The sequence below is a fragment of the Chitinophaga horti genome (genome assembly GCF_022867795.2).
GTDB classification, from domain to species: Bacteria; Bacteroidota; Bacteroidia; order Chitinophagales; family Chitinophagaceae; genus Chitinophaga; species Chitinophaga horti.
Map to the genome: position 1 here is coordinate 1,355,667 of NZ_CP107006.1, position 16,406 is coordinate 1,372,072.

At 52.0% G+C, this 16,406-nt stretch carries 11 protein-coding genes; 8 read left to right on the forward strand and 3 right to left on the reverse strand.

Translation table 11 applies throughout. The annotated features are described in order from the left end of the window. Positions 1-81: 81 nt before the first annotated feature. Positions 82-1,245, reverse strand: a complete 1,164-nt coding sequence (locus MKQ68_RS05625; protein WP_264282443.1) for an MFS transporter — start codon at positions 1,243-1,245, stop codon at positions 82-84. Positions 1,246-1,506: 261 nt separating this feature from the next. Between MKQ68_RS05625 and malQ the strand changes: the two genes are divergently transcribed. Genes malQ through treY form a run of 3 tightly spaced genes read left to right on the forward strand, consistent with a single transcriptional unit; the run spans position 1,507 to position 7,445 of the window. Then, positions 1,507-2,955: a 4-alpha-glucanotransferase gene (gene malQ / locus MKQ68_RS05630; protein WP_264283636.1), complete on the forward strand. Its 1,449-nt coding sequence runs from the start codon at positions 1,507-1,509 to the stop codon at positions 2,953-2,955. Beyond that, positions 2,952-4,769 (forward strand): malto-oligosyltrehalose trehalohydrolase, encoded by a 1,818-nt coding sequence (gene treZ / locus MKQ68_RS05635; RefSeq protein ID WP_264282444.1) that lies wholly within the window; start codon positions 2,952-2,954, stop codon positions 4,767-4,769. The genes malQ and treZ overlap by 4 nt, the downstream gene beginning before the upstream one ends. A 3-nt stretch (positions 4,770-4,772) precedes the next feature. Then, positions 4,773-7,445: a malto-oligosyltrehalose synthase gene (gene treY, locus MKQ68_RS05640; RefSeq protein WP_264282445.1), complete on the forward strand. Its 2,673-nt coding sequence runs from the start codon at positions 4,773-4,775 to the stop codon at positions 7,443-7,445. A 2-nt stretch (positions 7,446-7,447) separates the two neighbouring features. Here the strand turns inward: treY and glgX are convergent, their stop codons facing one another. Continuing rightward, positions 7,448-9,574 (reverse strand): glycogen debranching protein GlgX, encoded by a 2,127-nt coding sequence (gene glgX, locus MKQ68_RS05645; protein ID WP_264282446.1) that lies wholly within the window; start codon positions 9,572-9,574, stop codon positions 7,448-7,450. A 147-nt stretch (positions 9,575-9,721) separates the two neighbouring features. On the opposite strand from glgX, the gene MKQ68_RS05650 reads away from it, so the two are divergent. The 3 genes from MKQ68_RS05650 to MKQ68_RS05660 all read left to right on the forward strand — a co-directional run bounded on the left by MKQ68_RS05650 (position 9,722) and on the right by MKQ68_RS05660 (position 13,330). Continuing rightward, positions 9,722-11,056, forward strand: coding sequence for a cytochrome ubiquinol oxidase subunit I (locus MKQ68_RS05650; RefSeq protein WP_264282447.1), 1,335 nt, complete (start codon positions 9,722-9,724; stop codon positions 11,054-11,056). 2 nt (positions 11,057-11,058) lie between these two features. After that, positions 11,059-12,078, forward strand: coding sequence for a cytochrome d ubiquinol oxidase subunit II (locus MKQ68_RS05655; protein ID WP_264282448.1), 1,020 nt, complete (start codon positions 11,059-11,061; stop codon positions 12,076-12,078). Positions 12,079-12,337: 259 nt separating this feature from the next. Then, on the forward strand, positions 12,338-13,330 hold the full coding sequence (locus MKQ68_RS05660; RefSeq protein ID WP_264282449.1) for a phosphotransferase enzyme family protein: 993 nt from the start codon (positions 12,338-12,340) through the stop codon (positions 13,328-13,330). 60 nt (positions 13,331-13,390) lie between these two features. Here MKQ68_RS05660 and MKQ68_RS05665 read toward each other — a convergent pair whose 3' ends face one another. Continuing rightward, positions 13,391-13,897, reverse strand: coding sequence for a pyridoxamine 5'-phosphate oxidase family protein (locus MKQ68_RS05665; protein ID WP_264282450.1), 507 nt, complete (start codon positions 13,895-13,897; stop codon positions 13,391-13,393). 80 nt (positions 13,898-13,977) lie between these two features. On the opposite strand from MKQ68_RS05665, the gene MKQ68_RS05670 reads away from it, so the two are divergent. Next, entirely contained in the window at positions 13,978-14,352 is a 375-nt protein-coding gene (locus MKQ68_RS05670; protein ID WP_244839856.1) for a DUF1304 domain-containing protein, read from the forward strand. 134 nt (positions 14,353-14,486) lie between these two features. After that, positions 14,487-16,271 (forward strand): hypothetical protein, encoded by a 1,785-nt coding sequence (locus MKQ68_RS05675; protein ID WP_264282451.1) that lies wholly within the window; start codon positions 14,487-14,489, stop codon positions 16,269-16,271. Positions 16,272-16,406: the final 135 nt, after the last annotated feature.

Below are 16,406 nucleotides of genomic sequence, written 5' to 3' on the forward strand. Positions count from 1 at the left end.
GTCATCAGTTATTTAGTTCATTAGCCTTTACAGGGTCGGCGGATATCAGGTTGACGGTAAATATATAAAAAGGACAAATACCTAGGTAGTGGCAGGTTCTTCTTTCAGCTGCGAAACCAGTACCGCAATGAGTACACCAAAACAGGAAACGATGGCGAACGTCCAGCGCAGCCCGATTGCTTCAGCCAGGAAGCCGACTGCCGGCGGTACCAGTAAAAAGCCGAAATAACCTACGGTAGATATAGCTGCAATAGACGCGCCATTACTCATTTTGCTGGCTTTACCACCCAGCGCGAACACTAATGGCACCACACAACTCACGCCCAGTCCGGCCATCATGAAGCCCAGGCTGGCGGTAACAGGGTAGGGCAGCAGGGCTGCGAGCAGTAATCCGCAGAACAATAAGATGCCGCTATAACGGATCATGGGGGCGGCACCCCAACGGTTCACCAGTTTGTCGCCACCGAACCTGCCGGCGGCCATCATCACGGTATAGGCAAAGAAGCCAACGCCCACCCAGTTATCGGACACATGCACGGCTTTCTGAAAATAGATGCCGCTCCAGTCGATCATGGTACCCTCGCAGCTCATCGAGCCAAAAGAAATCAAACCATACTTTACCAATGTTTTATCGGGCAGTGCAAACCCTTTGCGACCAGTAGGGGCAGGCGGTTGTTTCAAACTACCGGGAAAAGCGTAGAAGCCGAGCAGCACCATCGCCAGTCCAACCCCCAGGAAGTGCCAGGAAGGTCCGATCTTAAAATAGATCATCAGCGCGCCGAAGCCAACAGCCGAAAAGCCGGCCACGCTCCATATGCCGTGAAAGGTGGTAATAATAGATCGGTCGTACAAAGCCTGCACACCTACAGAATTGCCGTTCATCGAAATGTTCAGCAGGTTGCGGGAGCTGCCGAAGGCAAACAGGATAAGTACCAGCTGCCAGGTTTCGTTGGCAAAGCCGATAAGACTTAACATAAGGTTAAAGGCCAATGCGCCGGCGAACATGATGCTCCGGCTGCTGAAGCGCTGCAACAACGCTCCGGTTACGGGTAAAGTAAGCATGAGCCCTACGGGTAGCGCCAATAACACGCTGCCCAGTTCCGCATCGTTCAAGGATAATTTTTGCTGGATATCCGGTATCCTGGAGGCCCAGGAAAAGTAGCCGAAGCCGGATATAATGAAGAATAAGGTGATCGCCCACCTGGCTTTCTTCGGATCATTCATCTGTTCATTCCCTTTATTCACATGGCAAAAATAAATGTTTCGTTCCGCCTTTGCAGTAATTCTTTCACAATCCATGCGCCAACTGCTCCACAAGTCCCCACACCGTTTCCACAGCGCTATTCAGTTTTCTCCCGCAGCATGCAACTGGCATAGATTTTATTTTGTTATCATATTGGAAAATAACCCCGTATCAAACCCAAGGATTATGAATCAACAGCAGGAACGGAACGCCGGAATTTTAATGCACATCACATCGCTGCCTTCCCCTTCGGTGTAGGCGACCTGGGATACAATGCCCGGGAGTTCGCCCGACTGTTGCACCGGGCGGGACAAAGCATCTGGCAGGTATTACCGCTCAATCCTACCGATAATTCAGGTTTCTCGCCTTACAGCGCTTTATCGGCCATGGCAGGCAATACGCTGCTCATCAGCCCGGACTGCCTGGTAGAAGATGGCCTGCTGCACGCCAGTGATCTGAAAGCGCACGCTCTTCCGCAACAGGGCAAGGCGGATTTTAAGGCCGCCCGTATCATCAAAGACAAACTACTGGCAAAGGCCTACGATAAGTTCAATGACGGCGACTTCCCCCCGCTGAAGGCTGCCTTCGACCAGTTCTGCGAGGCGCAGGCATGGTGGCTCGACGACTGGGCGGCATTTATCGTGCAAATGACGGCTTGTAAGGGCAAACCCTGGTACGAATGGCCGGAAAAGTATAAAAACCGCAGCGAAGGTCCGTCGGAAGAACAGATGCGCCGGGAGAAGTGGACACAGTTCATCTTCGAACGCCAGTGGCAGGGGTTAAAAGCTTACTGTCACAGCCTCGGTATCCGCATATTCGGCGACCTGCCTTTTTACGTAAGCTACAATTCGGTGGATGTGTGGGCGAATAAGGAATTGTTCCGCCTCGGTCCCAAAGGTGAAATGATCAGCGTGGCCGGTGTGCCGCCCGACTACTTCAATGATGAAGGGCAACTGTGGGGCATGCCGATCTACGATTGGGAGCAGCTGAAACAAACGCGCTACAATTGGTGGGTGCAGCGCATCCGCCGCAATATGGAGTGGTTCGACCTGCTGCGTCTCGATCACTTCCGCGCCTTCGCGGCCTACTGGGAAGTGCCTGCAGGGGAGAAGACGGCGAAGAAAGGCGAGTGGGTGAAAGGGCCAGGCAATGAATTGTTCCGGCTGCTGCAAAAGGAAATGAAATCGCTGCCATTGGTAGCTGAAGATCTGGGGGAGATTACGGACGACGTGTATGCGTTGCGCGATAAGTTCCAGCTTCCGGGTATGAAAGTGCTCCAGTTCGCTTTTGGGGAAGATATGGGTACTTCGCCACACATTCCACACCATCATGCAGAAAACTTTCTCGTGTACACCGGTACGCATGATAATAACACAAGCAAGGGCTGGTACTTCCAGGACATGGACCGCAACGGCCGCAGGCGTCTGAACCAGTACACCGGCAGGCGGGTGGCAGATAAAGATGCGCACCTCGTTTTATGCCGGCTGGCCTATAGTTCCATCGCTAAAACGGCTATACTGCCCATGCAGGATGTGCTGGGGCTTGACGGCTCTGCCCGTATGAACAAACCGGCCGATACCGGGGCCAACTGGTTGTGGCGCATGTTGCCCGGACAGTTCTCCGAAACGGTGGTGGCTATGTTGAAAGAGTGGACGCTCACATATGGGCGCAGTAATTGTGAATCATCCAATCAAAAGCAGGAAAAGACATGACGATATATCCCCAACAAGGCGCAGTGATGTCGAAAACAGGCACCTGTGTATTCAGGGTGTGGGCGCCGGAACGAAAAAAGGTAGAGCTGATCATCAGTTCGCCCGTGCAGGAACAGTTAACTATGCTACGGGAAGAAGAGGGCTACTGGAGTTATGAAATGCCAGGCTGCCCGTCCGGACTACGCTACCACTACTTATTAGATGGCGAACTTCACCGCCCCGACCCCGCATCCCGCTGTCAGCCCGAAGGCGTGCACGGCGACTCCGAAGTAACAGATGGCCTGTCCTTCAACTGGACCGACCAGCAATGGAAAGGCCTCGCGTTAAAGGATATGCTGATCTACGAGCTGCATACCGGCACGTTCACCGAACAAGGCACCTTCCAGGGCATCATCAGCCGGCTCGACGATTTGCTGCAGCTCGGTATCAATACGATCGAGATCATGCCGATCGCGCAGTTTCCCGGAACGAGAAACTGGGGGTACGATGGCGTGTATCCGTATGCGGTACAGTCTTCCTACGGCGGCTGCCAGGGCTTACGCCAGCTGGTAGATGCCGCGCATGCGAAAGGCCTTGCGGTGGTGCTCGACGTGGTGTATAATCACCTCGGCCCCGAAGGTAACTACCTGCCGGAGTTTGGTCCTTACTTCACTGATAAATATCACACCCCCTGGGGTTCCGCGATCAACTATGATGATCGCGATTGCGATGCGGTGCGTGGCTACTTCCTGCACAATGCATTGATGTGGCTCGACGAGTTTCATATCGATGGTTTAAGGCTGGATGCAGTACACGCCTGGTGGGACAGCAGTGCGGTCCACTTTGCGGAGGAACTGTCCGCCGCGGTAAAAGACCTCGAAGTAAGAACGGGCCGTAAGAAGGTGCTGATCGCAGAAATCGACTTGAACAATCCGAGATATATTACCCCGGCAGATAAAGGCGGATACGGCATGCAGGGACAGTGGTGCGATGAGTTTCATCATGCGATACATGGCTTGCTTACAGGCGAAAAGAACGGGTACTACGAAGACTTTGGTGAGGCGGAACATATGGCTGCCGCGCTGGAACATGCGTATGTATACACCGGTCAGTATTCAAAACATCGCAAACGCCGTTTCGGTGCATCGCCGAAGAACAATGCGCGCAGCCAGTTCGTTGTGTTCACACAGAACCACGACCAGGTAGGCAACCGCATGCTGGGCGAACGCTTGATCAGTTTGGCGGGTGAATCTGCCGCCAGGCTTGCGGCCGCTACCATGCTGCTTTCGCCTTATGTACCGTTGTTGTTCATGGGAGAGGAGTATGGCGAAACCAAACCGTTCAGCTACTTCACCAGTCACTCCGACGAAGCATTGATCAAAGCCGTGCGCGAAGGCCGCCAGCAGGAGTTTGCCGCCTTTCAAACCGGTAAGGACGTACCCGATCCGCAGAGCGAAGAATTGTACAAACAATGTGTGCTGAACTGGAAAACATCCGGCCCGATGTACGAATACTACCGTCACCTGATCGCTTTGCGTAAAGGCCGTGCACCGTTGCAGAACGATGCGCCGGACAGTATGATCGTGCATCCTGCCTATCATGCAGCGGTATTGTCGTTCGAAAGACATGCGCCGGAGGAGAAGCTGCTGGTGTTGCTGAACTTCGCGAAGGAAGAACAGCAATGTACACCGGCGCCCGGGTGTTCACTTAAAAAGATAAGTGATTCGGAAGATATCAACTGGAATGGAAAAGGAAAAACCGCCCCGGACGAAGTGCCCGTTGGTGGAAGTATTACGTTGCCGCCACTGTCTGCAGTGGTATATGAAATGATCTGATATATGGAAAATAGTAACATCAACCTGTCCGGCGCCACGTATCGCCTTCAATTCAACGAGCGTTTCACGTTTGCGCATCTCGATAAAATAATTGATTACCTGCACCAGCTGGGTATTACCACCATTTACGCCGCGCCCATATTCGAAGCCTCTCCCGGCAGCCTGCACGGCTACGATGTTTGCAACCCGCACCTCATTAGTCCTGCCATTGGCACGATCGAAGCGTTCCGTGAAATAGGCAAAAAGCTGAAAGAGCGCGGTATGACCTGGCTGCAGGATATCGTACCGAACCACATGGCCTTTCATATGAACAACCATTGGCTGGCCGATGCGCTGGAACGTGGTCCGCACTCGCCGTACTACAACTTTTTCGATATCGACTGGCAGTCGCCCGAGCCTTCGCTGAACGGCAAGGTGATGGTGCCCTTCCTCGGCAGTACGCTCGAAGAGTCGATCGAAAAAGGTGACATACAATTGGCCTTTACCGATGCCGGTTTTGTAGTAGCGGTGAATGGGCAGCAGTACCCGTTGTCGCTGCCAGCTTACGATGCTTTGCTGGAGGTAGTAGACGACCAGGAGGGCCTGCGCTTACGGCAGCTATTGCGGTCGATGAAAGACGAAGACATTATCAGTTTGCCGCTGAAAGAGTGGCGCTCGTATAAGGAGAAGCTGTTTGCGGGACAGGACGCGGAGCTGCCGCAATTGGTGGTGGAGAAGGTGAATCAGAACAAAACGCAACTCACTAACTTATTGAAGCTGCAACATTACCAGTTTCACTACTGGCGGGATGCGGATACGATGATCAACTACCGCCGTTTCTTTACGGTGAACGAGTTAATCACATTAAGGATGGAAGACCAACAGGTGTTCGACGAATACCACACCTTCCTGCACCGCCTGTACCGCGAAAACCTCATCCAGGGCTTACGCATCGACCATATCGATGGATTGAAAGATCCGGGCAAATACATCGACCGGCTGCGCGGACTGTTTGGCAACAATTGTTACATCATTGCGGAGAAGATACTGGAACATAACGAGCAGCTGCCCGAACGTTGGGCCCTGCAGGGCAGCACGGGCTACGAGTTTCTCGCGCTGGTGAACCAGTTGCTCACCGACAATGGTGGGGTAGAAAAACTTTCGCGTTATTACCGCGGACAATTCCCCGAGCTGGCCGATTACAACGCGCTTGTGTACCGTAAAAAGAAGATGATGCTCGAAAAGTATATGGGGGGCGAACTTGAACGCCTGGCCCACTATGCTTACCAGCTCAAGATCGCCGACGGTATCGACAAAAAGAAGTTTAAGCAGGCCCTCGGCATGTTCATGGTGCATTTGCCCGTGTATCGCTTGTACCCGCTGGAGTGGCCGCCTGTACAGGAAGACATCGCCATCCTGGACCAGGCCATGGAAAAGGCCAAAGAGAAAGAACGGGCATTGGAAAACGTGCTGGAAACCATACAAGGCTGGTGGGAGCAACCCGTGAACAACAAAAAGTTCAACGATAACCTGCTGGCCTGGTTTAAACGCGTGATGCAGATCACCGGACCGTTAACTGCGAAAGGAGTAGAGGATACGGTCTTCTATGTATACAACGCCCTCATCTCCCACAACGAGGTGGGCGACTCACCCAGTGCATCGCTGCATACGCCGGAGGATTTTCATAAAAGGTTAACCACACGCCAATACTTATTTCCGCAATCACTGAATGCTACGGCCACGCACGATACCAAACGTGGGGAAGATGCACGCATCCGCCTGAACGCCCTCACCGCCGTGCCCGACCGCTGGATACAGCAGGTGCAGGAATGGCACGCATTGAACAAATCGTTTATCAAAGGCGAAGGTGAAGAAGCTGCACCCGGGCTGAACGACGAATACTTCATTTACCAGTCTGTACTCGCCGGCCTGCCGCCGGATGCGCAAGTGGACGATTCGTACATCGAACGGGTATGCGCCTACGTTATCAAAGGCTTGCGAGAAGGGAAGGTCAGCACTAATTGGACGGAGCCCGATGAGGCTTACGAAACCGCTACGACGGACTTTATTCGCAGTATTCTTACATCAGCGGAATTTAAAGAGAGCCTCGCAGGATTTTATAACATCATCGCTAATCACGCGATGGACCATTCCCTGTCTCAAACACTGATCAAACTTACCGCGCCTGGTGTGCCTGACATTTATCAGGGCTGCGAACTGTGGGATTTGTCTTTTGTGGATCCCGATAACAGGAGGGATGTAGACTATGATCTGCGTCAGCAATATTTGTCAGCGTTGAATGAAAAGGGTAACGTGCATAACCAGCTTACCTGGGCCAGGGAAGGCCGTGCGCAGGGCTTTGAGAAGTTTTACCTCACGTATAAAACCTTACAGCTGCGTAAAGAACATGCAGCCTTGTTTGCAGAGGGCGATTACGTGGCCCTGAATACCAATCGTCCGGCAAATGTGATTGCCTACGCGCGTTGTAACCGGAACGAATGGGCGGTAGTGGTTGCGCCGTTGATGGCCAGTGCAGCGAATGAAGTAACGGAGAAGGATTACGTGATACTGGCAGATGGCGCGCCTTCTAAATGGAGGAATGTATTGACCGGAGAGGTGATACAGGTAACAAATGCAAGGCTGCCGTTATCTGTGTTACAGAAATTCCCGGCAGCCCTGCTGGTGAGTGTGATGTAAGTTTACTTTCTCACTACTTTGTGAGATAATACCATAATCGAGAGGCCATCCACCTGGATGGTCTCTTCTGCTTTATAAGTAGCGCCTTCTTCCACACCGTTAACTGTGTCGATGGCGACTGTCCAGTCTTTGGCGTAAGAAGAGGCAGGCAGTTTAAAGTCCAGCGACTCATGGTGTGCGTTAAAGATGATATAGAAGCTGTCGTCTATTACTTTTTCGCCCTTAGGGCCCACCTGGTGAATGGAGCGGCCGTTCAGGAATACTGCGACCGTTTTAGCAAAATGTTGGTTCCAGTGTTCTTCACTCATGTCACCGCCGTCAGGTAAAAACCAGGCAATATCTTCCACCCCAATACCTTTGATCGGTTGCCCGCGGAACCAGCCTTTACGGCAAAACGCCGGGTGTTGCTGGCGGAAGTGGATCAGTTTTCGGGTGAAGTCCAGTAAGTCTCCATCCACCTTATCCCAGTGCAACCAGGAAATTTCGTTATCCTGGCAATACGCGTTGTTGTTGCCATTCTGCGTACGACCCATCTCGTCGCCGGCTACCAGCATGGGTACGCCCTGGGAGAGGAATAACGTGGTAAGCAGGTTACGCTTCTGCCGGGCACGACGCTGGTTAACCAACGGATCGTCGGTAGGGCCTTCTGCACCACAGTTCCAGCTGCGGTTATGACTTTCGCCGTCCTTATTGTCTTCGCCGTTTGCCTCGTTATGTTTCTCGTTATATGATACTAAGTCGTGCAGGGTAAAGCCGTCATGTGCGGTAATGAAGTTTACACTCGCACTAGGCCGGCGATAATCTTCTTTGTACAGATCGGAGCTGCCCGTAAAACGTTCGGCCAGTTCACCCAGCACACTATCGGCACCCCGCCAGTAGTCGCGCACACAGTCGCGGTACTTCCCGTTCCATTCTGCCCAACCGGGAGGGAATTTACCTACCTGGTAACCGCCATCGCCAACGTCCCAGGGTTCTGCGATGAGTTTCACCTGCGAAATCACAGGGTCCTGGTGAATAATGTCGAAGAAGGCACTGAGGCGGTCTACTTCATGCAGCTCGCGGGCCAGTGTAGCAGCCAGGTCGAACCGGAAACCATCTACGTGCATTTCAAGTATCCAGTAACGGAGGCTATCCATGATCAGGCGCAGTACGTTGGGCAAACGGGCGTTGAGGGTGTTGCCCGTACCGGTATAATCCATGTAATACCGGCGGTCTTCCGTTAAACGGTAATACCCGCCATTGTCGATGCCGCGGTACGAAAGGGTAGGACCCATATGATTGCCCTCGCCGGTGTGGTTATACACCACATCGAGTATCACCTCGATGCCGGCCTTGTGCAGGGCTTTCACCATCTCCTTGAACTCCGTTACCTGTTCGCCCGTAACGCCGTTGGAGGCGTAACGTACGTCGGGCGCAAAGAAGCCGATGGAATTGTATCCCCAGTAGTTCGTCAGTCCTTTGTCCGCCAGGTGCCTGTCCACGATGAAGTGATGCACCGGCATCAGCTCAATGGCCGTAATACCCAGCTCTTTCAGGTATTGTATCGTTACCGGGTGACCAATGCCCGCGTACGTTCCACGCAGATGTTCGGGTATATCGGGATGGGTTTTGGTGAGGCCTTTCACATGCGCTTCGTAAATCACCGTCTGGTGATAAGGGGTTTGCGGCGGCTCATCGCCTTCCCAGTCGAAAGCCGGATCTACCACTACCGATTTCGGAATGAACGGGGCGCTGTCCAGCCCGGAGTAGCTGAGGTCCTCATCCGGGTGCCCCACTTCGTAACCGAATAGCGCATCGTGCCAGTCGATACGGCCGGCAATGGCTTTAGCGTACGGGTCAATCAGCAATTTGTTCGGGTTAAAGCGAAAGCCGTTCTGCGGCTCGTACGAACCATGCACGCGAAAGCCGTAAAGCTGTCCGGGTTTGAGGTCGGGCACGTAGGCGTGAAATACGTGGTGTGAGCGCTCGGCGAGCGGGATCTTCAAATATTCTATTTCATCCTTTGGGGTTTTAAATAGACAAAGTTCCACGCTTGTCGCGTTTTCGGCGTATAATGCGAAATTCACTCCTTCTCCGTCCCAGGTAGCACCTAGCGGGTAAGGGTGACCAGGGTAAGCGATCATGTTCATAAGCTAACGATATATGGGGATAAGAGGTATCAAGGATAGTGCCCTGATTTTTTATCTTTGTAAATCTTTGCAAACTGACTTTTGTCAGGTGCCCGAATGCCCTGAGTTAATAATTTTACAAGCGCATATTACTATCAACAGAAGCTTATGAACGATTTTATCGCCGCCCGTTCGCAGATGGCCCTTTCGCTTGGTTTTCACATCGTATTTTCCTGTATCGGCATGGTCATGCCTTTTTTCATGGCCGTATCGCACTTCTATTGGTTAAAAACCAACCAGGTCGTGTACAAGAACATCACCAAAGCCTGGAGTAAAGGTGTGGCGATCTTCTTCGCTACCGGCGCCGTATCAGGCACCGTATTGTCGTTTGAGCTGGGATTGTTGTGGCCCGAATTCATGAAACATGCCGGCCCGATCTTCGGTATGCCTTTCTCCCTGGAAGGTACCGCCTTCTTTATTGAAGCGATCGCACTGGGTTTCTTTTTATATGGATGGAATCGTTTTAACCGCTGGTTCCACTGGTTTACTGGTTTGGTCGTAGGTATCAGCGGACTCGTTTCCGGCATCCTTGTCGTGGCAGCCAATGCGTGGATGAATAGTCCGGCAGGCTTCGATTACGTAAACGGGCAATACCTGAACATTGATCCTATTGCCGCGATGTTTAACGATGCCTGGTTCTCCCAGGCCTTGCACATGACCGTGGCCGCTTTCGTGGCGACCGGCTTTGCCGTGGCAGGTGTGCATGCGCTGATGATCGCGAAAGGCAAGAACGTCGAATTTCACACCCGTTCGTTCCGCATCGCTGCCATCTTTGCCTGTGTGGCGGCGGTGCTGCAGCCATTGAGCGGCGATATTTCTGCAAAGGATGTGGCGCGCAGGCAGCCGGCGAAACTAGCGGCCATGGAGGCACACTTCGAAACCCGGAAGTCGGCGCCGTTGATCTTAGGTGGCATTCCTGACGAAAAGAATAAAACCGTTAAATACGCCATTCCACTGCCCGGCATGCTCAGCTTCATGGCACATGGCGACTTCTCCGCCGAAGTAAAAGGGCTGGATGCGATCCCGGAAGATGAACATCCGCCGGTGGCCATCACCCACTACGCTTTTCAGATCATGGTGGGATTGGGGATGGTGATGATGTTATTGTCATTCATATATTTCATTGCCCTCTGGAAAAAGAAAAGCTGGCTGCGGAGTAAGTGGCTGCTCAACTTTTTTGTACTGGCCACGCCTATGGGCTTTATTGCCGTCGAAGCCGGGTGGACCGTCACCGAAGTAGGCCGGCAGCCCTGGATCATTCATGGGGTGATGCGCACCGCCGATGCCGTTACACCAATGCCCGGCATCGCGTATTCGTTTTACCTGTTTACCGGTGTATACGTGTCACTTGCACTCATCGTTACGTTTATGCTTTACCGCCAGATACAGATGGTCGATAAGCTGTATGATGTTCTTCCCAACGAAAACCCTGAAAAGCACTAAGCATGTTGTACGTCGTTATCGTTTACCTCTGGGCTTCCATCTTGTTGTACCTGCTGTTGGGCGGGGCAGATTTCGGGGCCGGTATTATTGAATTATTTACCTCTGAAAAGAACCGCAACCGCACGCGTAAAACCACCTACCAGGCCATCGGCCCGATATGGGAGGCCAATCACATGTGGCTCATCATCGCGATCGTGATCCTGTTTGTCGGGTTCCCGGCGATCTATTCAACCATGTCGGTGTACCTCCATATTCCGCTTACCATCATGCTGATAGGCATCATCGCGCGGGGCACCGCCTTTGCGTTCCGGCACCACGACGCCGTGGTGGACGATTGGCAAAACGTATACAACCGCATCTTCACCTGGTCGAGTTTTGTAACGCCGCTTTTCCTCGGTATTATCGCCGGCAGCGCCGTGAGCGGACGGATAGACACACAGGCCGTGAACTTCCTGGATGCATACATCTTTAGCTGGCTGGATTGGTTTACCGTGGCCGTGGGCTTTTTTACTACTGCGATCTGCGCGTTCCTGGCAGCTGTTTACCTGATTGGAGAAACGGATAATGAAACCGACCGCAAACGATTTATCCATAAAGCACAAACTTCCAACATCCTGGCCGTATTCTGCGGTTTCCTCGTATTCACCGCCGCCTACTTCGAAGGCATTCCTTTGTTCCAGTGGGTATTTGGCAACCTGGTAGGAGCGGTGGCAATTACCGCAGCTACCTTGTCGCTAATACTGCTCTGGTACTTACTGCGCCAGGGAAAAACGAAGATATTACGGGTGTTGGCGGGCTTCCAGGTGACGATGATCTTACTCACCGTAACCTGGCAGCACTATCCGAATATCGTACTGCTGGCCGATGGCGGTTACCTGTCACTCACCGAGCACCATGGTCATGCTAAAACAATTTCTTCCCTGGGATGGGCTTTGCTGTTGGGCAGCATTTTCATTTTGCCGGCGTTGTTCTACCTGATTTACAGTTTCCAGCAGAAGAACGGCGCGAAAGAGGCGCATTAGCCTTCATCGTCATCATATGTTTGCAAAAGCGAAGATAGGAGCGGAAGGTTGCTTCCCTGCGGTCGCAATAACAGAGTGAGAGACGATCGCTGCCCCCTTATCGTCATTGCGACGAAGAAAGCAAACCTTCGCTGCAGTGTCCGCGAAGATCCCACGCAAGTGTGCTTCGCTGGCATGCGCAACGGAGGCCTCAAAAATACTTCCGCAGAGATCGATCTTTTATGTATTTTTGCTGCCCCCGACCCAATATTTCCTTTTTATGCAGATTTTTCCTACCCAATACTCGACCCTTTCGGCGAAGGCGCTGAAGCATCGTATTGCAGATAGCTACCGTTTAAAGGTGCGCAGTTGCCGCTACCTGATGCGGGGCGTGAGCGATACCTATGTCATAGAGGCCGAAGAAGGCAAATTTATATTTAAGATCTACCGCGATATGCACCGCTCACTGGATGCCATCCAGGGCGAGTTGGAGCTGATGAACATCCTGCAGCGCGAAGGCGCCCGCATTGCCGGTGCCGTAAAGAACCGCGCCGGACGGGAGATCGAATCTTTCCAGGCGGCGGAGGGTATGCGACATGGCGTACTCACACACTTTGCGAAAGGCAAATCTTCGCAGGAGCTGTCGGATGCGCAGCTCGATGTATTGGGCCGCGAGATGGCGTTTAATCACAACGTGACCGCCAACCTGCAACTGCATTACGAAAGACCGGTATACGATTTCGAAACAACGATGCACCGTCCTTTACAGAATTTGTCAGTTGCGTATGCGGATTACCCCGACGACTACGCCCTGTTGAAGGAAACGGCGGCCGAAGTAGAAGCGAAACTGCAGCAGTTTGATTTGGACAACTTCAGCTATGGGTACGTGCATTTCGATTATTTCCCGAAGAATTTCTTCTTCGATGATCAACAGTTCACCTTATTCGATTTCGACTTTGCGGGGCGTGGCTGGCTGGTGTACGACCTGGTATCTTTGTACAGTCACTTTACGATCATGCTCCGAAATAAGCTGATTACGGAAGAAGAGGCCCGTAGGCAGCTGCACCGCGTACTGGCGGCGTACCGCGGCACACGCGGGCTGTCGGAGGAGGAACAGGCGGCCATACCGTACCTGAACTTCACGTTCCTCTTGTTTTACCTGGAGTTCCATTATCTCAACTACGACGACTGGTCCAACACCTTCTGGGGCGAGCGGCATATGAAATCATTCGCCAAACATATGCGCGATCAGTTGAGCATACTACCGCTATAAAACAAAAGCGGGACAGCAGTTTTACCTGTTGTCCCGCTTTGTGGTCAGATGGCTACATTCTTATACCGTCAGTTTCCCCTGCACACCATCGTCCATGCGGCGACCCGTAACAGCGCCCACGGCTATCTTTAAAAGCGATACCGCTTTGTTATTCTTTGTATCCCAGTAGTACGCGTCCCTGGGCGTTACTTTAATGATCTCGATCGTAGGATCATCTTTGCCTTCGGTGAACCACGCTTTCGCGATGGGCGTCCACAGTTCTTCCACCTTCTGGCGGTCTTTCAGTAATTCCGCTTCCCCGTATACACTCAGGTATTCGGAGCTGTTTTTATTCGAATAGAAAAGTTGTACGCGGTTATCATTTTTGATCTCGTGCTCCTTTTCCGTGTTCTCTTTGCTGAAGAACCAGAGGCAGCCGTCGTCGTCGACCTTCATCGTGCTCATCGGGCGCGAGGAGAGGGGAGTTTCGGCAAGATTGGTTACAAATATGCAGATATTGGCCGCATCCACCAGTTCCTTCAGTTTGGCGATCGCTTCTGTGCCTGCCAGGTTTTTGGTATCATTCATGGTGTATGGTTTTTGGTATTACAGGGTTACAAAGATTGTTCCATGCCGGTAATGCTGTATTTTAGGGGCAAAATATCCTTATGCAGATACTATTTTACGTATTGGTGGCAGCGGTCGCTTTATTTCACCTCTATATTCTGTGGCTCGAGATGTTCGCCTGGGATACAAAGGCACCGGGTGTTTTCACCAACTTCCCCAAACACCTGTTTAAGGATACTAAGGCCCTGGCCGCTAACCAGGGATTATACAACGGCTTCCTGGCGGCAGGCCTCACCTGGTCATTCTTTATTGATGATCCGTACTGGAAGATGAATGTGAGTCTGTTCTTTCTCGGCTGCGTTGCTGTTGCAGGCATTTACGGGGCGGCTACTGCGAGTAAGAAGATTTTATTCGTACAGGGAATGCCGGCGATTATCGGCATCATCATCGGGTTGATTATACGTTATAACGGGTAAGCCTTTTATAAACGGATTTCCGCCATCAAAATGAAAAAACATACCAGATACTAAGTGTGGGTTTGCGGGGCTATGTTGTCGCCGTTATCTTTGCGGCCATAATTTACTTTTAACCGTTAACACCCATTGTTACAATGAAAAAACTGATTCCTACTGCAGCATCGCTGTTGATTGCACTCAACCTCAGCGCCCAGGTCCAACAGGAAGAAATCGAATCTTCCGAACTGTTATATCGTAAAGTGAAGAAGCCTACCATGGCCATTCCACAGGGACCTGACGGAGAAACACCCACTACACCAGTGAGAACTGGCCGGTTAAAAACCATCACACCCACGCGCAAAGCCATCACGCTTACACCTGCGCAACAACTCATCGTTACCGAAGCCGATGCACCCAGCATGACGACAAGATCGCTCACCGTCGTATGCGCATCACCGGTAGTAGACGAAGCGTTGGAGCCGGTGTACAATTCTGTAAAGGCCCACATGCCTTTGTACCTGCCGTACAAGAACGCTAAAACCGGCGTATGGCAAGGCTTTTATTACAGCTGGGATAACAACAAAGACGGTGCTAAAGACCTTCATGCAGCAATCGACTACGGTAAAACGGAAGTCGCCGCTAATGAAGATCCAACGTTCGCCATCTATTCCATCGCGCCCGGTAAAGTAATTGACGTGCGCTGGAATAACGGCGGCGGTAATACGGTAGTCATCGAGCACACGGCGCCCGATGGTTACAAGTATCGCAGCACCTATCTTCACCTGCGCAATGGTTATGATAATGACCGTGCCAATGCGAAGAACTCACCAACCGACAAGTACAAGAAGTTTGCGAACAACGGCACTACCAGCCAGCTTTGCTGGGGTACCAACGCACAAACCATCAAGGTGAAAACAAACGACTTCGTACAGGCCGGACAATTCATCGCTTATGCCGGTAACACCGGCTCTGGCGGTATCGGTGTGATCCTCGATGACGATGGTACCTTTACTGATAAAGCTGAAGGCACCCGTTCTTACAACGTGCACCTGCACTTCGAAGTGAGCGTGAAGGATACGCGTCCCGGTCACACCAACGAATGGGTGCGGGTAGATCCGTATGGCGCTTACAACCATGCCGGCGTAGATTGTTACGACCTGGAGGCTAACAGTCCGTTCGCCCGCCTGTATGCACCGTTCTACCCAAGTTTCCACAACGTTCCGCTCGACCTGATCAACAAACATTGGGACTACTACACCGGTATGGGCATGGCCCTGCAAACCGTGAGTGTAGATCGTAATGGCGGCAACCTGTATGCTGCAGGCTCCTTCCAGTGGGGACTGCCGGGCGCCTGGTATACGCGTTTTTATATGAATGCCGACACTTACCAGCAATACTTCAATCAGTATGATAAAGCTGGCTTTCGTCCGCGCCAGTTGTCTGTAACGAAAGATGGTAGCGGCAATCCGCGGTTTTCTGCCATATGGGAGAAGAAGCCTGCCGGACAGGCGGCTGTATCTGTCCACAACCGCGACGATGCTAACTTTGGTACCCTCTGGAAAGAGTATGTGACCGATAAGAAGTGGCATGTACAGGAACACGTAGACTACACCGTAAACGGTAAACGCCTGCACGCCGCCGTGTTCGTGAACAAACCGAACGACAATGGCTTCTACCTGTATTATGGCATGAACGCCGCCGACTTCGACAAGAAGTTCGACGAACTGTATAAGAACTGGGAACTGACCAGCATCAACGTAAACGGCAATACCGTGGGTGGCGTATGGCGTCCGAAGAAGAGCAACTATGCTGCCTTTTACGGCCTTACATCCGCCGGTTACCAGACCAAGTTCAACGAGTTCTCCGGTCAGGGCCTGCGCCTGGTAAAAGTGCAGAACTACGACGATAACGGTCGCTTCAGCGCCATCTGGGCTAAATAAGTCATCGCATCAAACTGTATAGCAACGGCTCCTGTAAAGGGGCCGTTTTGCTTTTGTAACAGCTCATCACAATTTACACCTAACATTTAGGGATAATTTTTACATTCGTCCTGACTATTCACTAAAAGTAATTTG